Below are 14150 nucleotides of genomic sequence, written 5' to 3' on the forward strand. Positions count from 1 at the left end.
AGAAGGAAGTGGCCCAGGTGAGCAATCAGGAAGCGGTCTCGGAAGCGGTGCGCTGCGGGGCGGACGCCCGGAGCACGGACAGGGTCGAGGTGCTCTCGGCGCGCGAGGTGCCCCTGGGCGGGACGCGGGCCCTTCAGGTACGGCGCACCATCCCGCAGCGGGCCCGGACGCTGATCGGCGCGTGGTGCTTCGCCGACCACTACGGCCCGGTCGAGGTCACGGCGGGCGGCATGGACATGCCGCCGCACCCGCACACGGGTCTGCAGACGGTGAGCTGGCTGTTCAGCGGCACGATCGAGCACCGGGACAGTCTGGGCACCCACTCGTACATCCGGCCGGGGGAGCTGAACCTCATGACGGGCGGTCGCGGCATCGCCCACTCCGAGGTCTCCACGACGGACACCACGCGCCTGCACGGCGTCCAGCTCTGGGTGGCCCTGCCCGACGCCGACCGGGACGCCGCACGCAACTTCCAGCACCACGTGCCGGAGCCGGTCCGGATCGAGGGGGCCGAGCTGCGGGTCTTCCTCGGGTCGCTGCACGGCGAGACGTCGCCGGTGCGCACGTTCACGCCCCTGCTGGGCGCACAGGTCGACGTCGAGCCGCACGCCACGGTGACGCTGCGCGTCGATCCCGGGTTCGAGCACGGCCTGCTCGTCGACGCCGGTGACGTGCGGCTGGAGGGCACCCCGGTCCCGGCGGCGGAGCTCGGCTACGTGGCGCCCGGCGTCGGCACCCTGACCGTGACGAACCACGCGGACACCCCGGCCCGCACGATCCTGCTCGGCGGCCCGCCGTTCGAGGAGGAGATCGTCATGTGGTGGAACTTCGTCGTGCGGGACCACGCGGAGATCCTGCAGGCCCGCCAGGACTGGGAGGCCGCGTCCGGCCGGTTCGGGAGCGTCGAGGGTTACCACGGGCAGCCCCTGCCCGCACCGCCGGTGCCGGACGTGATCATGACGCCACGACGCAACCCGCCGGTGCGGACCGGGCGCCCGTCCTAGCCGGCTCGCCCGCCCAGGTGCCGGGCGAGGAACCGGTCGAGCGTGCGGTACAGCTCGATGTTGCTGTCCGGGTTGATGAACCAGTGACCCTCGTTCTCGTTGAGCAGGTACTCGACCTCGGCGCCGCGGGCGCGCAGCGCCTCGGCCACGCGGTCGGAGTGGCTGCGGGCCACGCGGACGTCGTTGGCGCCGTGGATCAGCAGCACCGGCGCGGTGATGTCGTCGACCCGGCTGATCGGTGAGCGGGCGAGCATGTCGGCGCGCTGGTCCGGGTCGTCCGGGTCGCCGATGTACCGCAGATAGCTGTTCGCGACGGCGCGGCGGGCGAACGGCACCACGGACTCCACGAGGTCGACGAGGTCTGACATGCCGGTGTAGCTGACCGCCGCGGCGAACCGGTCCGGGGTGAACGCGGCACCCACGAGAGCGGCGTACCCCCCGTAGGAGGAACCGTAGACCGCCACCCGGTCCGGGTCCGCCCAGCCCTGTCCGGCCGCCCAGTCGACGGCGTCGATCAGGTCGTCGTGCATCCGGCCCGCGAACTGGCCGATCGCCGCCTGCATGTGGGCCTTGCCGTACCCGGTGGAGCCCCGGAAGTCGACCTGCAGCACCGCGTAGCCGCGGTTGGCCAGGAGCTGCACCTCCGGGTCGTAGGTCCAGCTGTCGCGGTACCACGGCCCGCCGTGGACCAGCAGCACGGTCGGCAGCCGGTGCGGCTCCACCCCGACCGGCAGGGTGACGTGGCAGGGCAGGTCGATGCCGTCACGGGCGGTGACGGTGACCGGTGCGACCGGGGCGAGCCGCTCGGGGTCGAGGTGGGGAAAGGGGCGGAACAGGCGGCGCGACCGTCCCGTGGCATGGTCGTAGAACCAGGTGACGCCGGGGTCCCGGTCGTGCGTGAAGTCCACCACCCACCGCCGTGCCGTGGCGTCGCAGGACACATGGGCCAGGTCGCCGTCGGACAGTTCGGCCAGCCGGGGCAGGACCTCGGCGAAGTGCTCGTCCAGCGCGTGGATCTCCTGCCGTGCGCCGAGGTAGCGGGCGCCGAGCAGGTCACCGGTGCCCGGGTGCAGGATCAGCGAGGACGGGTAGCGGGGGTCGGCCTCGGGGCGGGGCGTGTCCAGGTCGAAGGTGGGGTGGCCGTCCACGCCGGTCTGCTCCCCGGTGGCCAGGTCGAGCCGGACCAGGCGGGTGCGGTCCGTCCCGCGCGTCGAACCGGTCCACAGACCCGTCCCGTCCGGTGTGGGCACCGCCGGCTGGAACCCGAACGGGTGGTCGACACCGGAGAGCCGCGCGATCGGTCGCCGCTCGTCGCGGTCCCACCACGAGAGCACGTGGTCACCGCCCTCCTCCATGGTGTGGGCCAGCAGCCCGCCGGAGGTGGGCAGCCAGCCGACGACGTCGCCCGGGTTCTCCGCGACGGTGGTGAGCTCCGCGGTCACCAGGTCGAGCGCGAAGACGTCGATCAGGTCGGGGCGGCGCAGGTTGAGCTGCACGAGCGCGGTACCGGGCAGGTCCGGCGAGAGCTGGGCGTGGAGCAGCCGCACGCCCGCGTAGGGGGTCAGGTCGGCGGCGGGCTCGTCGGGTCGGTCCGCGTCGGCGCGGTGCAGGTGCCAGTTCTCGTCGCCGTCGGTGTCCTGCAGGAACAGGAGCCAGCGCCCGTCGGCGGACCAGAAGAAGCTGTCGATGTTCCGCCGCGTGTCCGACGTGACCCGGCGCGCGGCGCCGTCGTCCTCGCCGTCGGGGGTGGCCCAGTCGGAGTCCACGTCCCGGAGGAAGACGTTGAGCCGGTCGCGCCACGGCGCGAGGTAGGCGACCCTCGTGCCGTCGGGGGACAGGACCGCCCGGCTGCGGACGGGCAGGCCGAAGAGGTCTTCGACGGGGATCAGGGTCGGCGGTGCGGTCATGGCGGGTCCTCGCTCTCGGTCGGTGCGTGCACGCCCGAGTCCAGACCCCGACGTCGCGTCGGACTCAACCCCCGCACGCGTGACCCCGGTCACACGGCGCCGGTCGGCCGCGCCCTGGTCACGCCCCGTCGAGGCGGGCCAGCCGCCGCTGGACGCGGCGCAGGACGCCGCGCTGCACCGGGCGCAGCGTCTGCTCCGACAGCTCCTTCAGCAGGGCGGCGGACCGCGCGTCGACACCGGGCGGGTCGGTCAGCCGCGCCAGCGCCCGCCCGAGGTGCGTCGTGAGCTCGCCGACGAGCGCCGCGACCTCGTCGTCCGGGGTGGCGTCGTCCAGGGCGTAGAACCGTGCCGTCAGGTCAGCGGGCACGACCGGCTCCCCGGGCGTACCGAGCAGCGCGGCCAGGCCCGCGAGGTCGGCCGTGCCGAGCAGGTGCGCGGCCAGGACGAGCTGTTCGTGCTCGTAGCGCGCCATGTCCGGCGGAAGGCCGTCCGCGGGGGACCGCCAGACGGAGACCTCGGGAGGAAGGTCGGGCGGCACCCCCGCGCGGCGCAGCGCGGCGATGTCGGCCCGGCGCGCCGTCAGCCGCTCGATCTCCTCGGCCGCCCGGCGATCCAGCTCGTCCAGCAGCTCCCCGGCGGCCGCCGGGTCGTCCAGCACGGCCGGCAGGTCCGACAACGGGACGCCGAGCGCCGCCGTCCTCGTGATGCGCAGGAGCCGGACCAGGTGGCCGACGTCGTAGCGCCGGTAGCCCCCTGCCGTGCGCGGGGGTTCGGGCAGCAGCCCGATCTGGTGGTAGTGGCGCAACGTCCGGACGGTGACGCCGGCCAGGGCAGCCAGCTCGCTGGTGAGCACAGGGACCCTCCTCTCCGTTGTCGGCGGCTCGGCGAGCCGCGGTCCCAGCCGGTCCAGCGTGACGTACGGCCCCCGCACCGGCCTCCCGGCCGAGCACTTGCCTCTGCCCCGAGGGCACAGTGTCCACTCGGGAGTGGATCCATCGATCCGCCACCGAGAAGAGGAAGACCGATCGTGAGTACCTCAGAGTCCGGCGCCCCCTGGGCCCCGGTGACCCGACCCGGCAGCCGCGTCCCGGACGGGACGGACGCACCGCCCCCGGGCCTCGACGGCTCGCGGCCGTTCGGTGCCCACCTGCGCATGAGCTGGTGGAAGCCGCTGGTCGTCATCATCGTGCCCGCCCTGGTCATGGTGGTGCTCCAGGTGGTCTTCTACCAGATCGTCGCCGTCATCGAGGGCTCCGACGACCCGTTGTCGCCCACCTTCACGCCGCTGAAGCTCCTCGCGATCAACCTGAGCGTGGGCCTGTCGGGCCTGCTCGCGATCGTGCTGCTGGCCACGCTCGCCAAGGTGCCGTGGCGCAGCCTGATCAGCTCGCCGCGCGCGTTCGACGGCCGCCGGCTGGGGCAGTACCTGCTCGGCGCGGCCGTGCTGGTGGCCGTGGGCATCGGCGTCGTGGCGCTCGTCGCGCCCGAGTCCCCGGGCTGGGTCGCGTTCGGGTTCACCGGCACGACGATCTTCATGCTGGTGGTCACGCTCGTGAGCACCCCCGTCCAGTCGGTCGGCGAGGAGCTGATGTTCCGCAGCGCCGTGCTGCCCGCCGCGGCCTCCTGGGTGCGCGCGGTGCGCCCGGCGCTCGCCGTCGGGATCGTCGTCTCGGCCGTGGGCTTCGCGATGCTGCACGGGTCCAGCGACCCCTGGCTGTTCGGCTACTACACCTTCATCGGCCTGGCCACGGGCCTGATGGCGGTCATCAGCCGCGGCATCGAGGCACCCGCTGCGTTCCACATCGCCAACAACGTGCTGTTCTCGTCCGTCAACACCCTGATGTCCGACGGCAAGGGCTACACCATCGACCGGTCGACCGACACCGGCGACGCGGCCCTGCTCATCCTCGCCGCCGTCAACGTCGCCATGGTCGTGCTGGTGTGGATGCGCGAACGCCGCGCGCGCGTTAGGAAGTAGACCACCGACGAAGCGAGGCACCATGGCGTGGAGCACCCGTGAGATCGCCGAGCTGTCGGGCACGACGGTCAAGACGGTGCGGTACTACCACGCGATCGGCCTGCTCGACGAGCCCGACCGCGCGCCCAACGGCTACAACAAGCGCTACGAGGTACGCCACCTGACCCGGCTGCTGCAGATCAAGCGGCTGACGGGCCTGGGGCTCTCGCTCGCGCAGGTGGCCGAGCTGGGCGCCGTGTCGGGCGGTGACCCGTCCGTGTTCCAGGAGATCGACGCCGAGCTCGCGGCCACGGTCGAGCGGATCCAGGGCATCCGGCAGGAGCTGGCCGCGCTGTCCCGTCCCGGTGCGACGCCCGACGTGCCCGCCACGTTCCACGACGTCGCCCGGCCCCTGCGTGACAACGACCGGGCGCTGCTGACGATCTACGCCCAGCTCTTCACCGAGGAGTCGATGGCCGCGTTGCGCGAACTGCTCGCGGCCAACCCCCACGAGGCCCTCGACGAGGAGTTCCGCGACCTCCCGACGGATGCGGACGAGGCCACGCGGCAGGCGCTGGCCGAACGGATGGCACCGTTCGTCGGCGCCAACGGTTCGGTGACGATGGAACCCAAGGCCGCGTCGCCTCGTCAGGCCGAGGCGACGCGGCAGGCCGTGGGGCAGGCACTGCAGGCGCTGTACAGCTCGGCGCAGCTGGACGTGCTGCGGCGGGCGCACGCGCTGAGCTCGGCCTCGGGGCCGGTGGGAGAGAAGAGCGCTTGACCCCCGGACCTGGCGTTCGGACGGCGGCTCAGACGGCGACCGACCGACGGCGCAGCAGGCCCGCCGCGTCGTCGAACGCCGTCTGGATGCGGCCGTAGACGCGCGGGTTGAGCAGGGCCGTCCCGTCGAAGTCGCCGGAGGACGCGTAGACGGCCACGGGCAGGGTGAGCGCCTGGAAGAACGCGAACAGCGGCCGGAGCGCGTGGTCGAGGACGAGCGCGTGGTGGTCGCCGCCGCCGGTCGCCAGCAGGAGCACCGGCCTGTTGGCCAGGGCGTACTGCTCGACCAGGTCGAAGAAGTGCTTGAACAGGCCCGTGTAGGAGCCGCGGAAGACCGGGGTCGCCGCGATGAGCAGGTCAGCGTGCTCGGCGGCGCGCAGCTCGGCCTCGACCTCCGCCGTGACGCTCTCCCGGTCGAGGGCACCGGTGAAGCCGGCGCCGAGCCGGTAGACGTCGACGCGGTGCACCTCGACCGGCGTCATCCGTTCCAGGGTGCGGACGGCGACGTCGGCGAGCGCCGCCGTCCTGGACCTCTCGCTGGGGCTCCCGTTGACGACGACGACGCGCAGCGGCGCGGGCTCAGGCATCGCCGGGCTCCTCGTCAGTGGTGTGCTGCTCGCCGAGTGCCTTGCGGACGGCCGGGGCGACCTCGGTGCCGAGGCGCTCGACGGCGTCCAGGAGCTCGCGCTGCGGCATGCTCCCGGCCCCCATCTGGATGATGATGCGGGTCAGGCCGTACAGCTCCTGGAAGCGGAGGATCTTGTCGGTGACCTCGTCCGGGTCGCCGACGATGTAGCTGCCGCCGTGCGAGGCCCCGGCGTCGAAGGCGTCGCGCGGCAGCAGCATCCCGCGGCCGCGCTGGTGGTTGTGCTCCATCATGAACCGGGCGAAGGAGGGGTACATGGTGTCGCGCGCCTGCCGCGCGCTGCTGCCCACGTAGCCGCCGACGCTCATGCTCACGGGCAGGGCCGACGGGTCGTGCCCGGCCTGCTCGGCGGCCGCGCGGTACAGCTCGACCGACTCGCGGTGCAGGTCCATCGGGCCGAACAGGATGGCGAGGGCGAGCGGGAGGCCGAGCGTGCCCGTGCTCATCGCCGACGCGGGGGAGCCCCCGACGCCGACCCAGACCGGGATGGTGTCCCCGTACGCGCGCGGCCCGATGTCGGCGTTCACGAGGGGCGGCCGCAGTCTCCCGGACCAGGTGACCGGGTTCTCCTGGCGGATGCGGAGCAGCAGGTCGAGCTTCTCGCGGAACAGCTCGGAGTAGTCCGCCAGGTCGTACCCGAACAGCGGGAACGACTCGGTGTAGGAGCCCCTGCCCGCGATGATCTCCGCGCGGCCGGCGGAGATCAGGTCGATGGTGGCGAACTGCTCCCACACCCGCACCGGGTCCTCGGAGCCCAGCACGGTGACGGCGCTGGTGAGCCTGATGCGCCGGGTCGCCTCGGCCGCCGCCGCCAGCACGATGGTGGGGGCGGAGCCGACGAAGTCGGTGCGGTGGTGCTCGCCCATGCCGAAGACGTCCAGGCCCACCTCGTCGGCCACCCGCGCCAGCTCGATGGTCTCCCGGGCTCGCTGGTGCGGGGTGCGGACGGTGCCGCTCACCGGGTCGGGTGTGACCTCGCCGAAGGTCATGATGCCGATCTCGAATGCCATCGCCTACGTCCTCTCCGTGGTGCCACGACCTGTGGCTACCTGGAACAACCTTCCTGCGCAAGCAACTATTCCGTCAACCGCGCCGCGTGTGGACTAGGTTTTGTCCATGGCGACCGAACGGCTGACCGAGCTCGAGGACGAGGCGTGGCGCGGCTTCCTGGTCACCCACGAGCGCATCTGGCGCGAGATGGAGGCGGGTCTGGTCCCGCTCGGGGTCAGCATGGCCGAGTACAGCGTGCTGGGGCTGCTGGGGGAGGCCGGGCGGGACGGGATGCGGCTGACGGAGCTGGCCGAGCTGCGGATGATGTCGACCGGAGGGTTCTCCCGGCTCGCGGACCGCCTGGAGAAGCGTGGCCTGATCGAGCGCCGCCGCGTCCCCACCGACGGCCGAGGGTACGAGATCGCGCTGACCCGAGCGGGACGGTCGTTGCTGCGCGCGGCCTGGAAGCAGCAGCACGCCGACATCCGGCGGCTCTTCCTCGGCAGGCTGAGCGACGAGCAGCTCCGGGCGCTGGCCGGCGTCTGGGCGAGCCTTGCGGACCAGGAGGGCGACCGGCGTCGCTAGCCTGGTGCGGTGCTGATCGAGAACGTTCGTGTTCCCGCAGGGGCGGTCGAGGACCGCGCGACCTGGCCGTGGACGGTGCCGGCGATCGGTGAGCTGCTCACCCGTGGCGTGGCGTTCACCAGCGACATCGTGGTCCTGGTGGGGGCGAACGGGTCGGGCAAGTCCACCCTGCTCGAAGCCATCGCCGAGGGGTACGGGCTGGACGTGCGTGGCGGGCACGGCGGCCGGAGGTACGCCAGCGGTCAGGACGTGAGCCCGCTGGGCGAGGTGATCGCCCTGGACCGGTCGGCGGTGGGGGCCCGGATGACGCGTCGTCAGGCGAAGGGGTTCTACCTGCGGGCCGAGACCGCGTTCGGGATGCTCGCCTACATGACCGAGGCCGGGGTGCAGGGGTACGGGGACCGGCTGTCGACGGAGGTCAGTCACGGTGAGTCCTACCTCCAGGCGATCGCCGGCCGGTTCGACGGCCCCGGCCTGTACCTGCTCGACGAGGCCGAGGGGCCGCTGTCGTTCGAGTCGACCCTGCAGCTGCTCTACCGGTTGCAGGACCTGGTGGCCGACCATGCCGCGCAGGTGATCTACGCGACGCACTCGCCGCTGGTCGCGGCGATCCCCGGGGCGCAGATCCTGGAGATGACCGAGCAGGGCATCGCGGAGCGCACGTGGTCCGAGCTGGAGTCGGTGGCGCTGTGGAAGAGGTTCCTGGGGCGGCCGGGCACGTTCTTCGACGGGGCGTGAGCGGTCGGGCGGTCCGGGGAATGTTCCGGCCCGGCCGCCAGGTTCGCCAGAGGGGACCAGCCCCGAACCGAGAGGACCCGCCGTGCGCATCTCGCTCCTGGACCGCACCCGAACCCGCCTGGGGGAGTCGGACGCCGACGCGGTCACCGGGACCGTCGAGCGCGCCGTCCGGGCCGAACGCCTCGGCCTGCACCGGTTCTGGGTGGCCGAGCACCACTCCGTGCCCGGCATCGCGAGCGCCGCGCCCACCGTGCTGCTGGCCGCGATCGGCGCGCGGACCCGCACGATCCGCCTCGGCACCGGGGGCATCATGCTCCCGAACCACACCCCGCTCGTGGCGGCCGAGCAGGTGCGGCTGCTCGAGGCGCTCCACCCGGGACGGATCGACGTGGGCATCGGGGCGTCGCTCGCGTTCACCTCCGCGATCCGCCGTGCGCTCGGTCGCACCACCCTGGATCCGGCGGAGCACGCGCGCGCCGTCGAGGAGCTTCGCTCCTACCTGCACGGCGGTCCCGACGACGCCGTCGTCGCCCGGCCGCACGTCGCGCCACCGCCGCTGTTCCTGCTGGCGATCAAGAACGGCCTGGAGCTGGCGGCGCGACTCGGGCTGCCAGCCGTCATCGGCGGGCCGCTGCTGCGGGACACGGACGCGACCAGCGCCTACGTCCGCGACTTCCGCCCCAGCCCGGCGGTGCCCGAGCCGTACCTGGTGGCGAGCGTCGACGTCGCCGTGGCCGGCTCGGAGGAGCGAGCGCGCGAGCTGCTGCTGCCCGAGATCTGGGCGCTGGCCAGCTCACGGGAGACCGGCGGGTTCACCGCCCTGCGCCCGCTCGACGACGTGCGCCGCCTCCTCGACACGGCCAGCCCCAAGGTCCGGGCGGCGGTGGACCGGGGGTACGGCGGCGTGATCGCCGGCACCGCGGACCAGGTGGCGGCGGAAGTCGCGGCGCTGACGGCACGGACCGGCGCGGCCGAGGTGCTGGCGACGACCAGCACCTACGACCGGCACGAGCTTGCCGAGGCCGACGAGGCGCTCGCCGCGCTCGGCCGGTGAGCTACCGGCCGAACCCGGCCGTCAGACCGGACACGAGCTGGCGCCGTCCGATCACGTAGGCGGCCAGGATGGGCAGCACGGACAGCACCACGGCGGCGAGCACGGCGGGCACGTTCAGCGAGAACTCGCCCTGGAACGCCCACAGGGACAGCGGCAGCACGCGGGTCTCGGCGCTCTGGGTGAGCACCAGGGGGAAGAGGAACCCGTTCCAGACGTGCAGCGCGTTGTAGACCCCGACCGTGACGATCGCGGGGCGGGTCAGCGGTACCGCCAGGCTCCACAGGGTGCGCCACTCGCCCGCGCCGTCGACCTTCATCGACTCGAACAGCTCGCCCGGCACGTCGCGCAGGAAGTTGGTCAGGATCAGCACCGACAGCGGGATCGCGAACGCGATCGAGGGCAGGATCAGCGCCCACAACGTGTCGTACAGGCCGAGCTGGACGATCAGGTAGTAGACGGGGACGATCGTCGCCTGGATCGGGATGGCGATCCCCAGCAGGAACACCTGGAAGATCCGTGCCGTGGAGCGGCGTCGCGACCGGACCACGACATAGGACGCCATGAGCGAGACGGCGAGGATCACCGCGACGGAGACGACGGTGACGACCACGGAGTTGCCGAAGTACCGCAGGAAGTCGTTCGCCAGCACCTCGCCGTAGGCGTCCAGCGTGGGGCGGGACGGCCACGACAGGGTGTTCTCGGAGTGGTAGTCCTCCTGCGGTCGCAGGCTGGTGACCAGGATGTAGTAGATCGGCACGATGATGACGGCCAGCCACAACCAGCCGGCCAGCCCGCCCAGGACGTTGGGCGTGGTGCGCGCGGCGCGCGCGGTGGGTGCGGACATCAGACGCCCTCCATCTGGGACTCCATGCGGTGGGCGCCCGAGAGCCGGTTCAGCGCCAGTGACACGGCCAGCCCGACGACGACGAGGATGACCGCGATCACGCTGGCCCGCCCCATGTCGTAGCTGCGGAACCCGGTCAGGTACATGTCCAGCGGCAGGATGCGGGTCGCGTTGCCCGGGCCGCCCCCGGTCAGCACGAAGATCAGGTCGAAGTACGTCAGGGAGCCCACGATCATCAGCGTCGAGGACGTGATGATCGTGTACTTGAGCTGCGGCAGCGTGATGTGGAAGAACTGCTGCACCCGCCCGGCGCCGTCCAGGAGCGCCGCCTCGTACAGGGACACGGGGATCTGCCGCACCCCGCCCTGGTAGAGCAGCGAGTGGAACGGTACGAAGCACCAGCCGATGACGAACAGCACGACCCACAGCGCCAGGTCGGGGTTCCCGATCCAGTCCTGCGCCAGCCACGGCACGCCCAGGGCCGGCCCGAGGCCGAAGTTCGGGTCCAGCAGGGCACGGAAGGCGATGGCGACGGCCGCCGCGGAGAACAGCAGCGGCAGGAAGTACAGCACCGACAGCACCGCTCGGTATCGCTGCCGGCCGGCCATGAAGACGCCGAGCAGCAGCGACACCGGGGCCTGGAACAGCCACGACACGATCGTGACGACGGCGGTCAGCCGCATCGCGTTGAGCGTCACCGGGTCCGACAGGGTGCGCCCCCAGTTGTCGGTCCCGGTCCAGGCCGGGTCGCCCAGCCCGTCCCAGCTCATGAAGGACAGCACGAGCACCCCGACGAGCGGGACCACCGCGAAGAGCCCGAACAGCGCGAGGGCCGGGGCGGACATCCAGACCGACGGGCCCTGCGCGCGGCCCGTTCCCGGGCGGCGGTCCGGACGGGAACGGGCGGGGCTCTCGGAGGGGGCCGCCACCGTCACAGCGTCGCGTCCATGGCGTCGGAGAACTGCTGTGGGTCGATCTGCCCGAGGAAGAGCTGGCTCAGGTTGTCCAGCAGCGCCTGCGACTGGGCGGGCGGCAGCGCCTGGTCCCAGGAGAGCTGGAAGTGCGGCGCGTCGCTGACCAGGCCGTAGACGAACGACAGGTAGTCGGCGTCGTCCTGCTCGGCGATCTTGTCCTCGATGCCGACGATCGGCGGCACGGTGCCGATGGCCAGGAGGTCGTCGACGGCGGCGTCGTTCAGCACCTCGGTCTCGATGAACTTCTTCGCCGTCGCCTGCGCCTCCTCCGAGGCGTCGGCGGACACCGACCAGAAGTTCGACGGGTTGCCCACGATGTTGGCCGGGTCGCCGGCGCCGCCGTCGACGAGCGGGAACGACGTGTAGCCGAGCCCGCCGGACTCGACGAGCTCCGGGGCGCCCGCGGCGAAGTCCGGGTAGACCCAGCTGCCCTGCAGGATGAACGCCGCCTTGCCGGTCTGCACCAGGGCGGTGTCGCCGTTCTGGTCGGCGTTGACCGAGCCGAACGTGTCGCCGAACGCGCCGGCGTCGACCAGCTCGCGGATCTTGGTCGTGGCCTCGACGATCGCCGGGTCCGACCACGCGCCCTCCTCGCCGTCGAGCACGGCCTGGAAGACCTCCGGGCCGCCGATACGGTCGGTCAGGTACTGGATCCACATCAGCTCGGGCCACACGCTCTGGCCCGCCAGCGCGATCGGGATCACGTCGTGGTCCTGGAGCGTGCCCACGGCGTCGAGCAGCTCGTCGTAGGTGGTCGGGACCTCGACGCCGGCGGCGTCGAGGACCTCCTGGTTGTAGTACAGGACGACCGGCTGGCTGTGCGTGGTGGGGACGGCGTACGACGTGCCGTCGGCCTGGCCGTTGGCGGCGACCGAGGGGATGAGCTCCTCCTCCAGCCGCGCCGTGCTGTCGCCCAGGTCGACGACGTTGCCGTTCGCGACGTAGTCCTCCAGGGTGCCGCCGGCCCACGAGTAGATGAGGGTCGGCGCGTTCCCCGCGCCGACGGCGGTGCGGATCTTCTCCTTGTAGGCGTCGTTGGCGAAGTACTCGACGGCGAACTGTTCGTCCGGGTTCGCCTCGTTCCACGCGTCGAACCGGGCGCCGAGCACGTCGCCGCTCTCTCCGGTCAGAGCCCACGCGCTCGCTCCGCCCTGAGGGGCCCCGCCGGGCTGCCTGCCACCTCCGCACGCCGCCAGCACGGCCGCCGCGGTCACGGCAGCCACGACGGCACCCGTGCGTCGTCCGATCCTCAGCCTCATTGTCCGAGTCCTCTCCTGCCGACAGCGTCGTCGACCGTTCTGAAATAGTTTCGACTGTTTCAAAAACGTTCTCGACCGTAGGGAGGCTGATCGGACACTGTCAAGACTTCACCCCCGTCGAAGGTTGCTCAGCATGGCGAAACTTTTTCCTTCGCGTAGCCTGGGGCGTGCCATCGCCCGAGGAGGCCCCCGTGACCGCTGCACGCCCCACGCTGGAACAGGTCGCCCGCGCAGCCGGCGTCTCCAAGGCGACGGCCTCGAAGGTGCTCAACCGCCGGCCGAACATCTCCACCGAGACGCGCCGCCGGGTGCAGCAGGCGATCGACGAGCTCGGCTACGTCCCCACGACCGGACCCCGCGAGCGCGCCCCGCTGCAGAAGGTGAACGTCGTCTTCCACACCCTTGTGAACCTGTACGCGATGCACGTGCTGGAGGGGATCCTCGCCGCGGCGCACGACCAGCGGGTCGAGGTGCTCGTCGACCTCACCGACCCGGAGCTCGGGGACGACGACGGTCCGCTCTCCCCGGCCTGGACCCGTCGCCTGGCGGCGCACGGCAGCACGGGCGTGATCCTCGTGACCCTGGAGCTCACCGCCGACCAGCGGGACCTGATGCGCGCGCTCGGGCTCAGCGTCGTGCTGATCGACCCCATCGACCCGCTCGACGACGAGGTGGTCTCGGTGGGGTCCACGAACTTCACCGGCGGCATGCAGGCGACCCGGCACCTGCTGGACCTCGGGCACCGGCGGATCGCGTTCGCCGGCGGGCATCCGGGCTCGATGGCCTCCCGCGAACGGCTGCAGGGCTACCTCAGCGCGATGAGCGCCGTCGGTGCGCCGGTCGATCCTGCGCTGATCCTCGAGCGGGAGTTCAGCGTTGCGGCCGGCCTCGAGATGGCCGCCCAGCTGCTCGCCGAGCCGGAGCCGCCCACGGCGATCTTCGCGGGGTGCGACGCGTCTGCGCTCGGGGTCTTCGAGGCCGCGCGGCGGCGTGGGCTGCGGGTGCCGGAGGACCTGTCCGTCGTCGGGTTCGACGACACCTACATGGCCGTGTCGTCCGCGCCGCCGCTCACGACGGTGCGCCAGCCCATCAAGGACATGGGGCGGGTCGCGCTCCGGACCGTGCTCCAGCAGGTACGGGGGGAGCGGGTGGACTCGCACCATGTGCAGCTTGCGACGCAGCTTGTGGTGCGGGGGTCGACGGCGGCGGTGGGTGCGGGTTAGTTCGTGTCGTCTGGCGGCCCGTTCGTTTCGGGTTGCGGACCGTCAGGGCTTCGGCCCGGTCTTGCCTTGCCGGCCCGCCGTCAGGTCGTGGGCGACCACGGTGATGGTGCCGCCGGTGAACGCCAGCTCGTGGCGCACGCCGTCGGGGTGGGGGAGCAGCTCGTCGACGAGCAGACCCGAACGGGCTCG

14 protein-coding genes are annotated in these 14150 nt (G+C 72.2%); 7 read left to right on the plus strand and 7 right to left on the minus strand.

Translation table 11 applies throughout. The annotated features are described in order from the left end of the window. The first annotated feature begins 17 nt into the window (after positions 1-17). Entirely contained in the window at positions 18-1004 is a 987-nt protein-coding gene (locus tag ACIBBF_RS01680) for a pirin family protein (RefSeq protein ID WP_397409821.1), read from the plus strand. On the opposite strand, the gene ACIBBF_RS01685 is transcribed toward ACIBBF_RS01680, so the two are convergent. Then, positions 1001-2911, minus strand: coding sequence for a S9 family peptidase (locus ACIBBF_RS01685; RefSeq protein ID WP_397409823.1), 1911 nt, complete (start codon positions 2909-2911; stop codon positions 1001-1003). The genes ACIBBF_RS01680 and ACIBBF_RS01685 overlap by 4 nt on opposite strands. Before the next feature lie 118 nt (positions 2912-3029). Then, positions 3030-3764, minus strand: coding sequence for a MerR family transcriptional regulator (locus ACIBBF_RS01690; protein ID WP_397409825.1), 735 nt, complete (start codon positions 3762-3764; stop codon positions 3030-3032). A gap of 174 nt (positions 3765-3938) precedes the next feature. Between ACIBBF_RS01690 and ACIBBF_RS01695 the strand changes: the two genes are divergently transcribed. Together ACIBBF_RS01695 and ACIBBF_RS01700 are read left to right on the plus strand one after the other, a co-directional pair. Next, positions 3939-4889, plus strand: coding sequence for a CPBP family intramembrane glutamic endopeptidase (locus ACIBBF_RS01695; RefSeq protein WP_397409827.1), 951 nt, complete (start codon positions 3939-3941; stop codon positions 4887-4889). 22 nt (positions 4890-4911) lie between these two features. Beyond that, positions 4912-5649 carry a MerR family transcriptional regulator gene (locus ACIBBF_RS01700; RefSeq protein WP_397409829.1) on the plus strand — a complete coding sequence of 246 codons (738 nt, stop codon included), beginning with the start codon at positions 4912-4914 and terminating at the stop codon, positions 5647-5649. A 28-nt stretch (positions 5650-5677) separates the two neighbouring features. Here ACIBBF_RS01700 and ACIBBF_RS01705 read toward each other — a convergent pair whose 3' ends face one another. Beyond that, the gene (locus tag ACIBBF_RS01705) at positions 5678-6235 is read right to left on the minus strand and encodes an NAD(P)H-dependent oxidoreductase (protein WP_397409831.1); all 558 of its coding nucleotides are present in this window, start codon (positions 6233-6235) and stop codon (positions 5678-5680) included. Further along, the gene (locus ACIBBF_RS01710) at positions 6228-7304 is read right to left on the minus strand and encodes an LLM class flavin-dependent oxidoreductase (protein ID WP_397409833.1); all 1077 of its coding nucleotides are present in this window, start codon (positions 7302-7304) and stop codon (positions 6228-6230) included. The genes ACIBBF_RS01705 and ACIBBF_RS01710 overlap by 8 nt, the downstream gene beginning before the upstream one ends. Before the next feature lie 106 nt (positions 7305-7410). Here ACIBBF_RS01710 and ACIBBF_RS01715 point away from each other — a divergent pair, with 106 nt between their 5' ends. The 3 genes from ACIBBF_RS01715 (at position 7411) to ACIBBF_RS01725 (ending at position 9661) form a co-directional block, all read left to right on the plus strand. After that, a complete protein-coding gene (locus ACIBBF_RS01715) occupies positions 7411-7869 on the plus strand; it encodes a MarR family winged helix-turn-helix transcriptional regulator (protein ID WP_397409835.1) in 459 nt (152 codons plus the stop codon). Between the two features lie 9 nt (positions 7870-7878). Next, positions 7879-8607 carry an ATP-binding cassette domain-containing protein gene (locus tag ACIBBF_RS01720; RefSeq protein ID WP_397409837.1) on the plus strand — a complete coding sequence of 243 codons (729 nt, stop codon included), beginning with the start codon at positions 7879-7881 and terminating at the stop codon, positions 8605-8607. An 82-nt stretch (positions 8608-8689) separates the two neighbouring features. Next, entirely contained in the window at positions 8690-9661 is a 972-nt protein-coding gene (locus ACIBBF_RS01725) for an MsnO8 family LLM class oxidoreductase (RefSeq protein WP_397409839.1), read from the plus strand. A gap of 1 nt (position 9662) precedes the next feature. Here ACIBBF_RS01725 and ACIBBF_RS01730 read toward each other — a convergent pair whose 3' ends face one another. Genes ACIBBF_RS01730 through ACIBBF_RS01740 form a run of 3 tightly spaced genes read right to left on the minus strand, consistent with a single transcriptional unit; the run spans position 9663 to position 12738 of the window. Continuing rightward, the gene (locus tag ACIBBF_RS01730; RefSeq protein ID WP_397409841.1) at positions 9663-10505 is read right to left on the minus strand and encodes a carbohydrate ABC transporter permease; all 843 of its coding nucleotides are present in this window, start codon (positions 10503-10505) and stop codon (positions 9663-9665) included. Beyond that, entirely contained in the window at positions 10505-11440 is a 936-nt protein-coding gene (locus ACIBBF_RS01735; protein WP_397409843.1) for a carbohydrate ABC transporter permease, read from the minus strand. The genes ACIBBF_RS01730 and ACIBBF_RS01735 overlap by 1 nt, the downstream gene beginning before the upstream one ends. Further along, entirely contained in the window at positions 11437-12738 is a 1302-nt protein-coding gene (locus ACIBBF_RS01740) for an extracellular solute-binding protein (protein ID WP_397409845.1), read from the minus strand. The genes ACIBBF_RS01735 and ACIBBF_RS01740 overlap by 4 nt, the downstream gene beginning before the upstream one ends. A 191-nt stretch (positions 12739-12929) precedes the next feature. On the opposite strand from ACIBBF_RS01740, the gene ACIBBF_RS01745 reads away from it, so the two are divergent. Then, positions 12930-13961, plus strand: a complete 1032-nt coding sequence (locus ACIBBF_RS01745) for a LacI family DNA-binding transcriptional regulator (protein ID WP_397409847.1) — start codon at positions 12930-12932, stop codon at positions 13959-13961. Positions 13962-14150: the final 189 nt, after the last annotated feature.

The organism is Promicromonospora sp. NPDC050880 (genome assembly GCF_044456525.1).
Classification (GTDB): Bacteria; Actinomycetota; Actinomycetes; order Actinomycetales; family Cellulomonadaceae; genus Promicromonospora.

What these genes read in the sequence shown, in the direction of transcription:
- ACIBBF_RS01705 (WP_397409831.1), bottom strand. Translation starts at nt 6,235, where the DNA reads ATGCCTGAGCCCGCGCCGCTGCGCGTCGTCGTCGTCAACGGGAGCCCC.
- ACIBBF_RS01700 (WP_397409829.1), top strand. Translation starts at nt 4,912, where the DNA reads ATGGCGTGGAGCACCCGTGAGATCGCCGAGCTGTCGGGCACGACGGTC.
- ACIBBF_RS01740 (WP_397409845.1), bottom strand. Translation starts at nt 12,738, where the DNA reads ATGAGGCTGAGGATCGGACGACGCACGGGTGCCGTCGTGGCTGCCGTG.
- ACIBBF_RS01685 (WP_397409823.1), bottom strand. Translation starts at nt 2,911, where the DNA reads ATGACCGCACCGCCGACCCTGATCCCCGTCGAAGACCTCTTCGGCCTG.
- ACIBBF_RS01710 (WP_397409833.1), bottom strand. Translation starts at nt 7,304, where the DNA reads ATGGCATTCGAGATCGGCATCATGACCTTCGGCGAGGTCACACCCGAC.
- ACIBBF_RS01730 (WP_397409841.1), bottom strand. Translation starts at nt 10,505, where the DNA reads ATGTCCGCACCCACCGCGCGCGCCGCGCGCACCACGCCCAACGTCCTG.
- ACIBBF_RS01715 (WP_397409835.1), top strand. Translation starts at nt 7,411, where the DNA reads ATGGCGACCGAACGGCTGACCGAGCTCGAGGACGAGGCGTGGCGCGGC.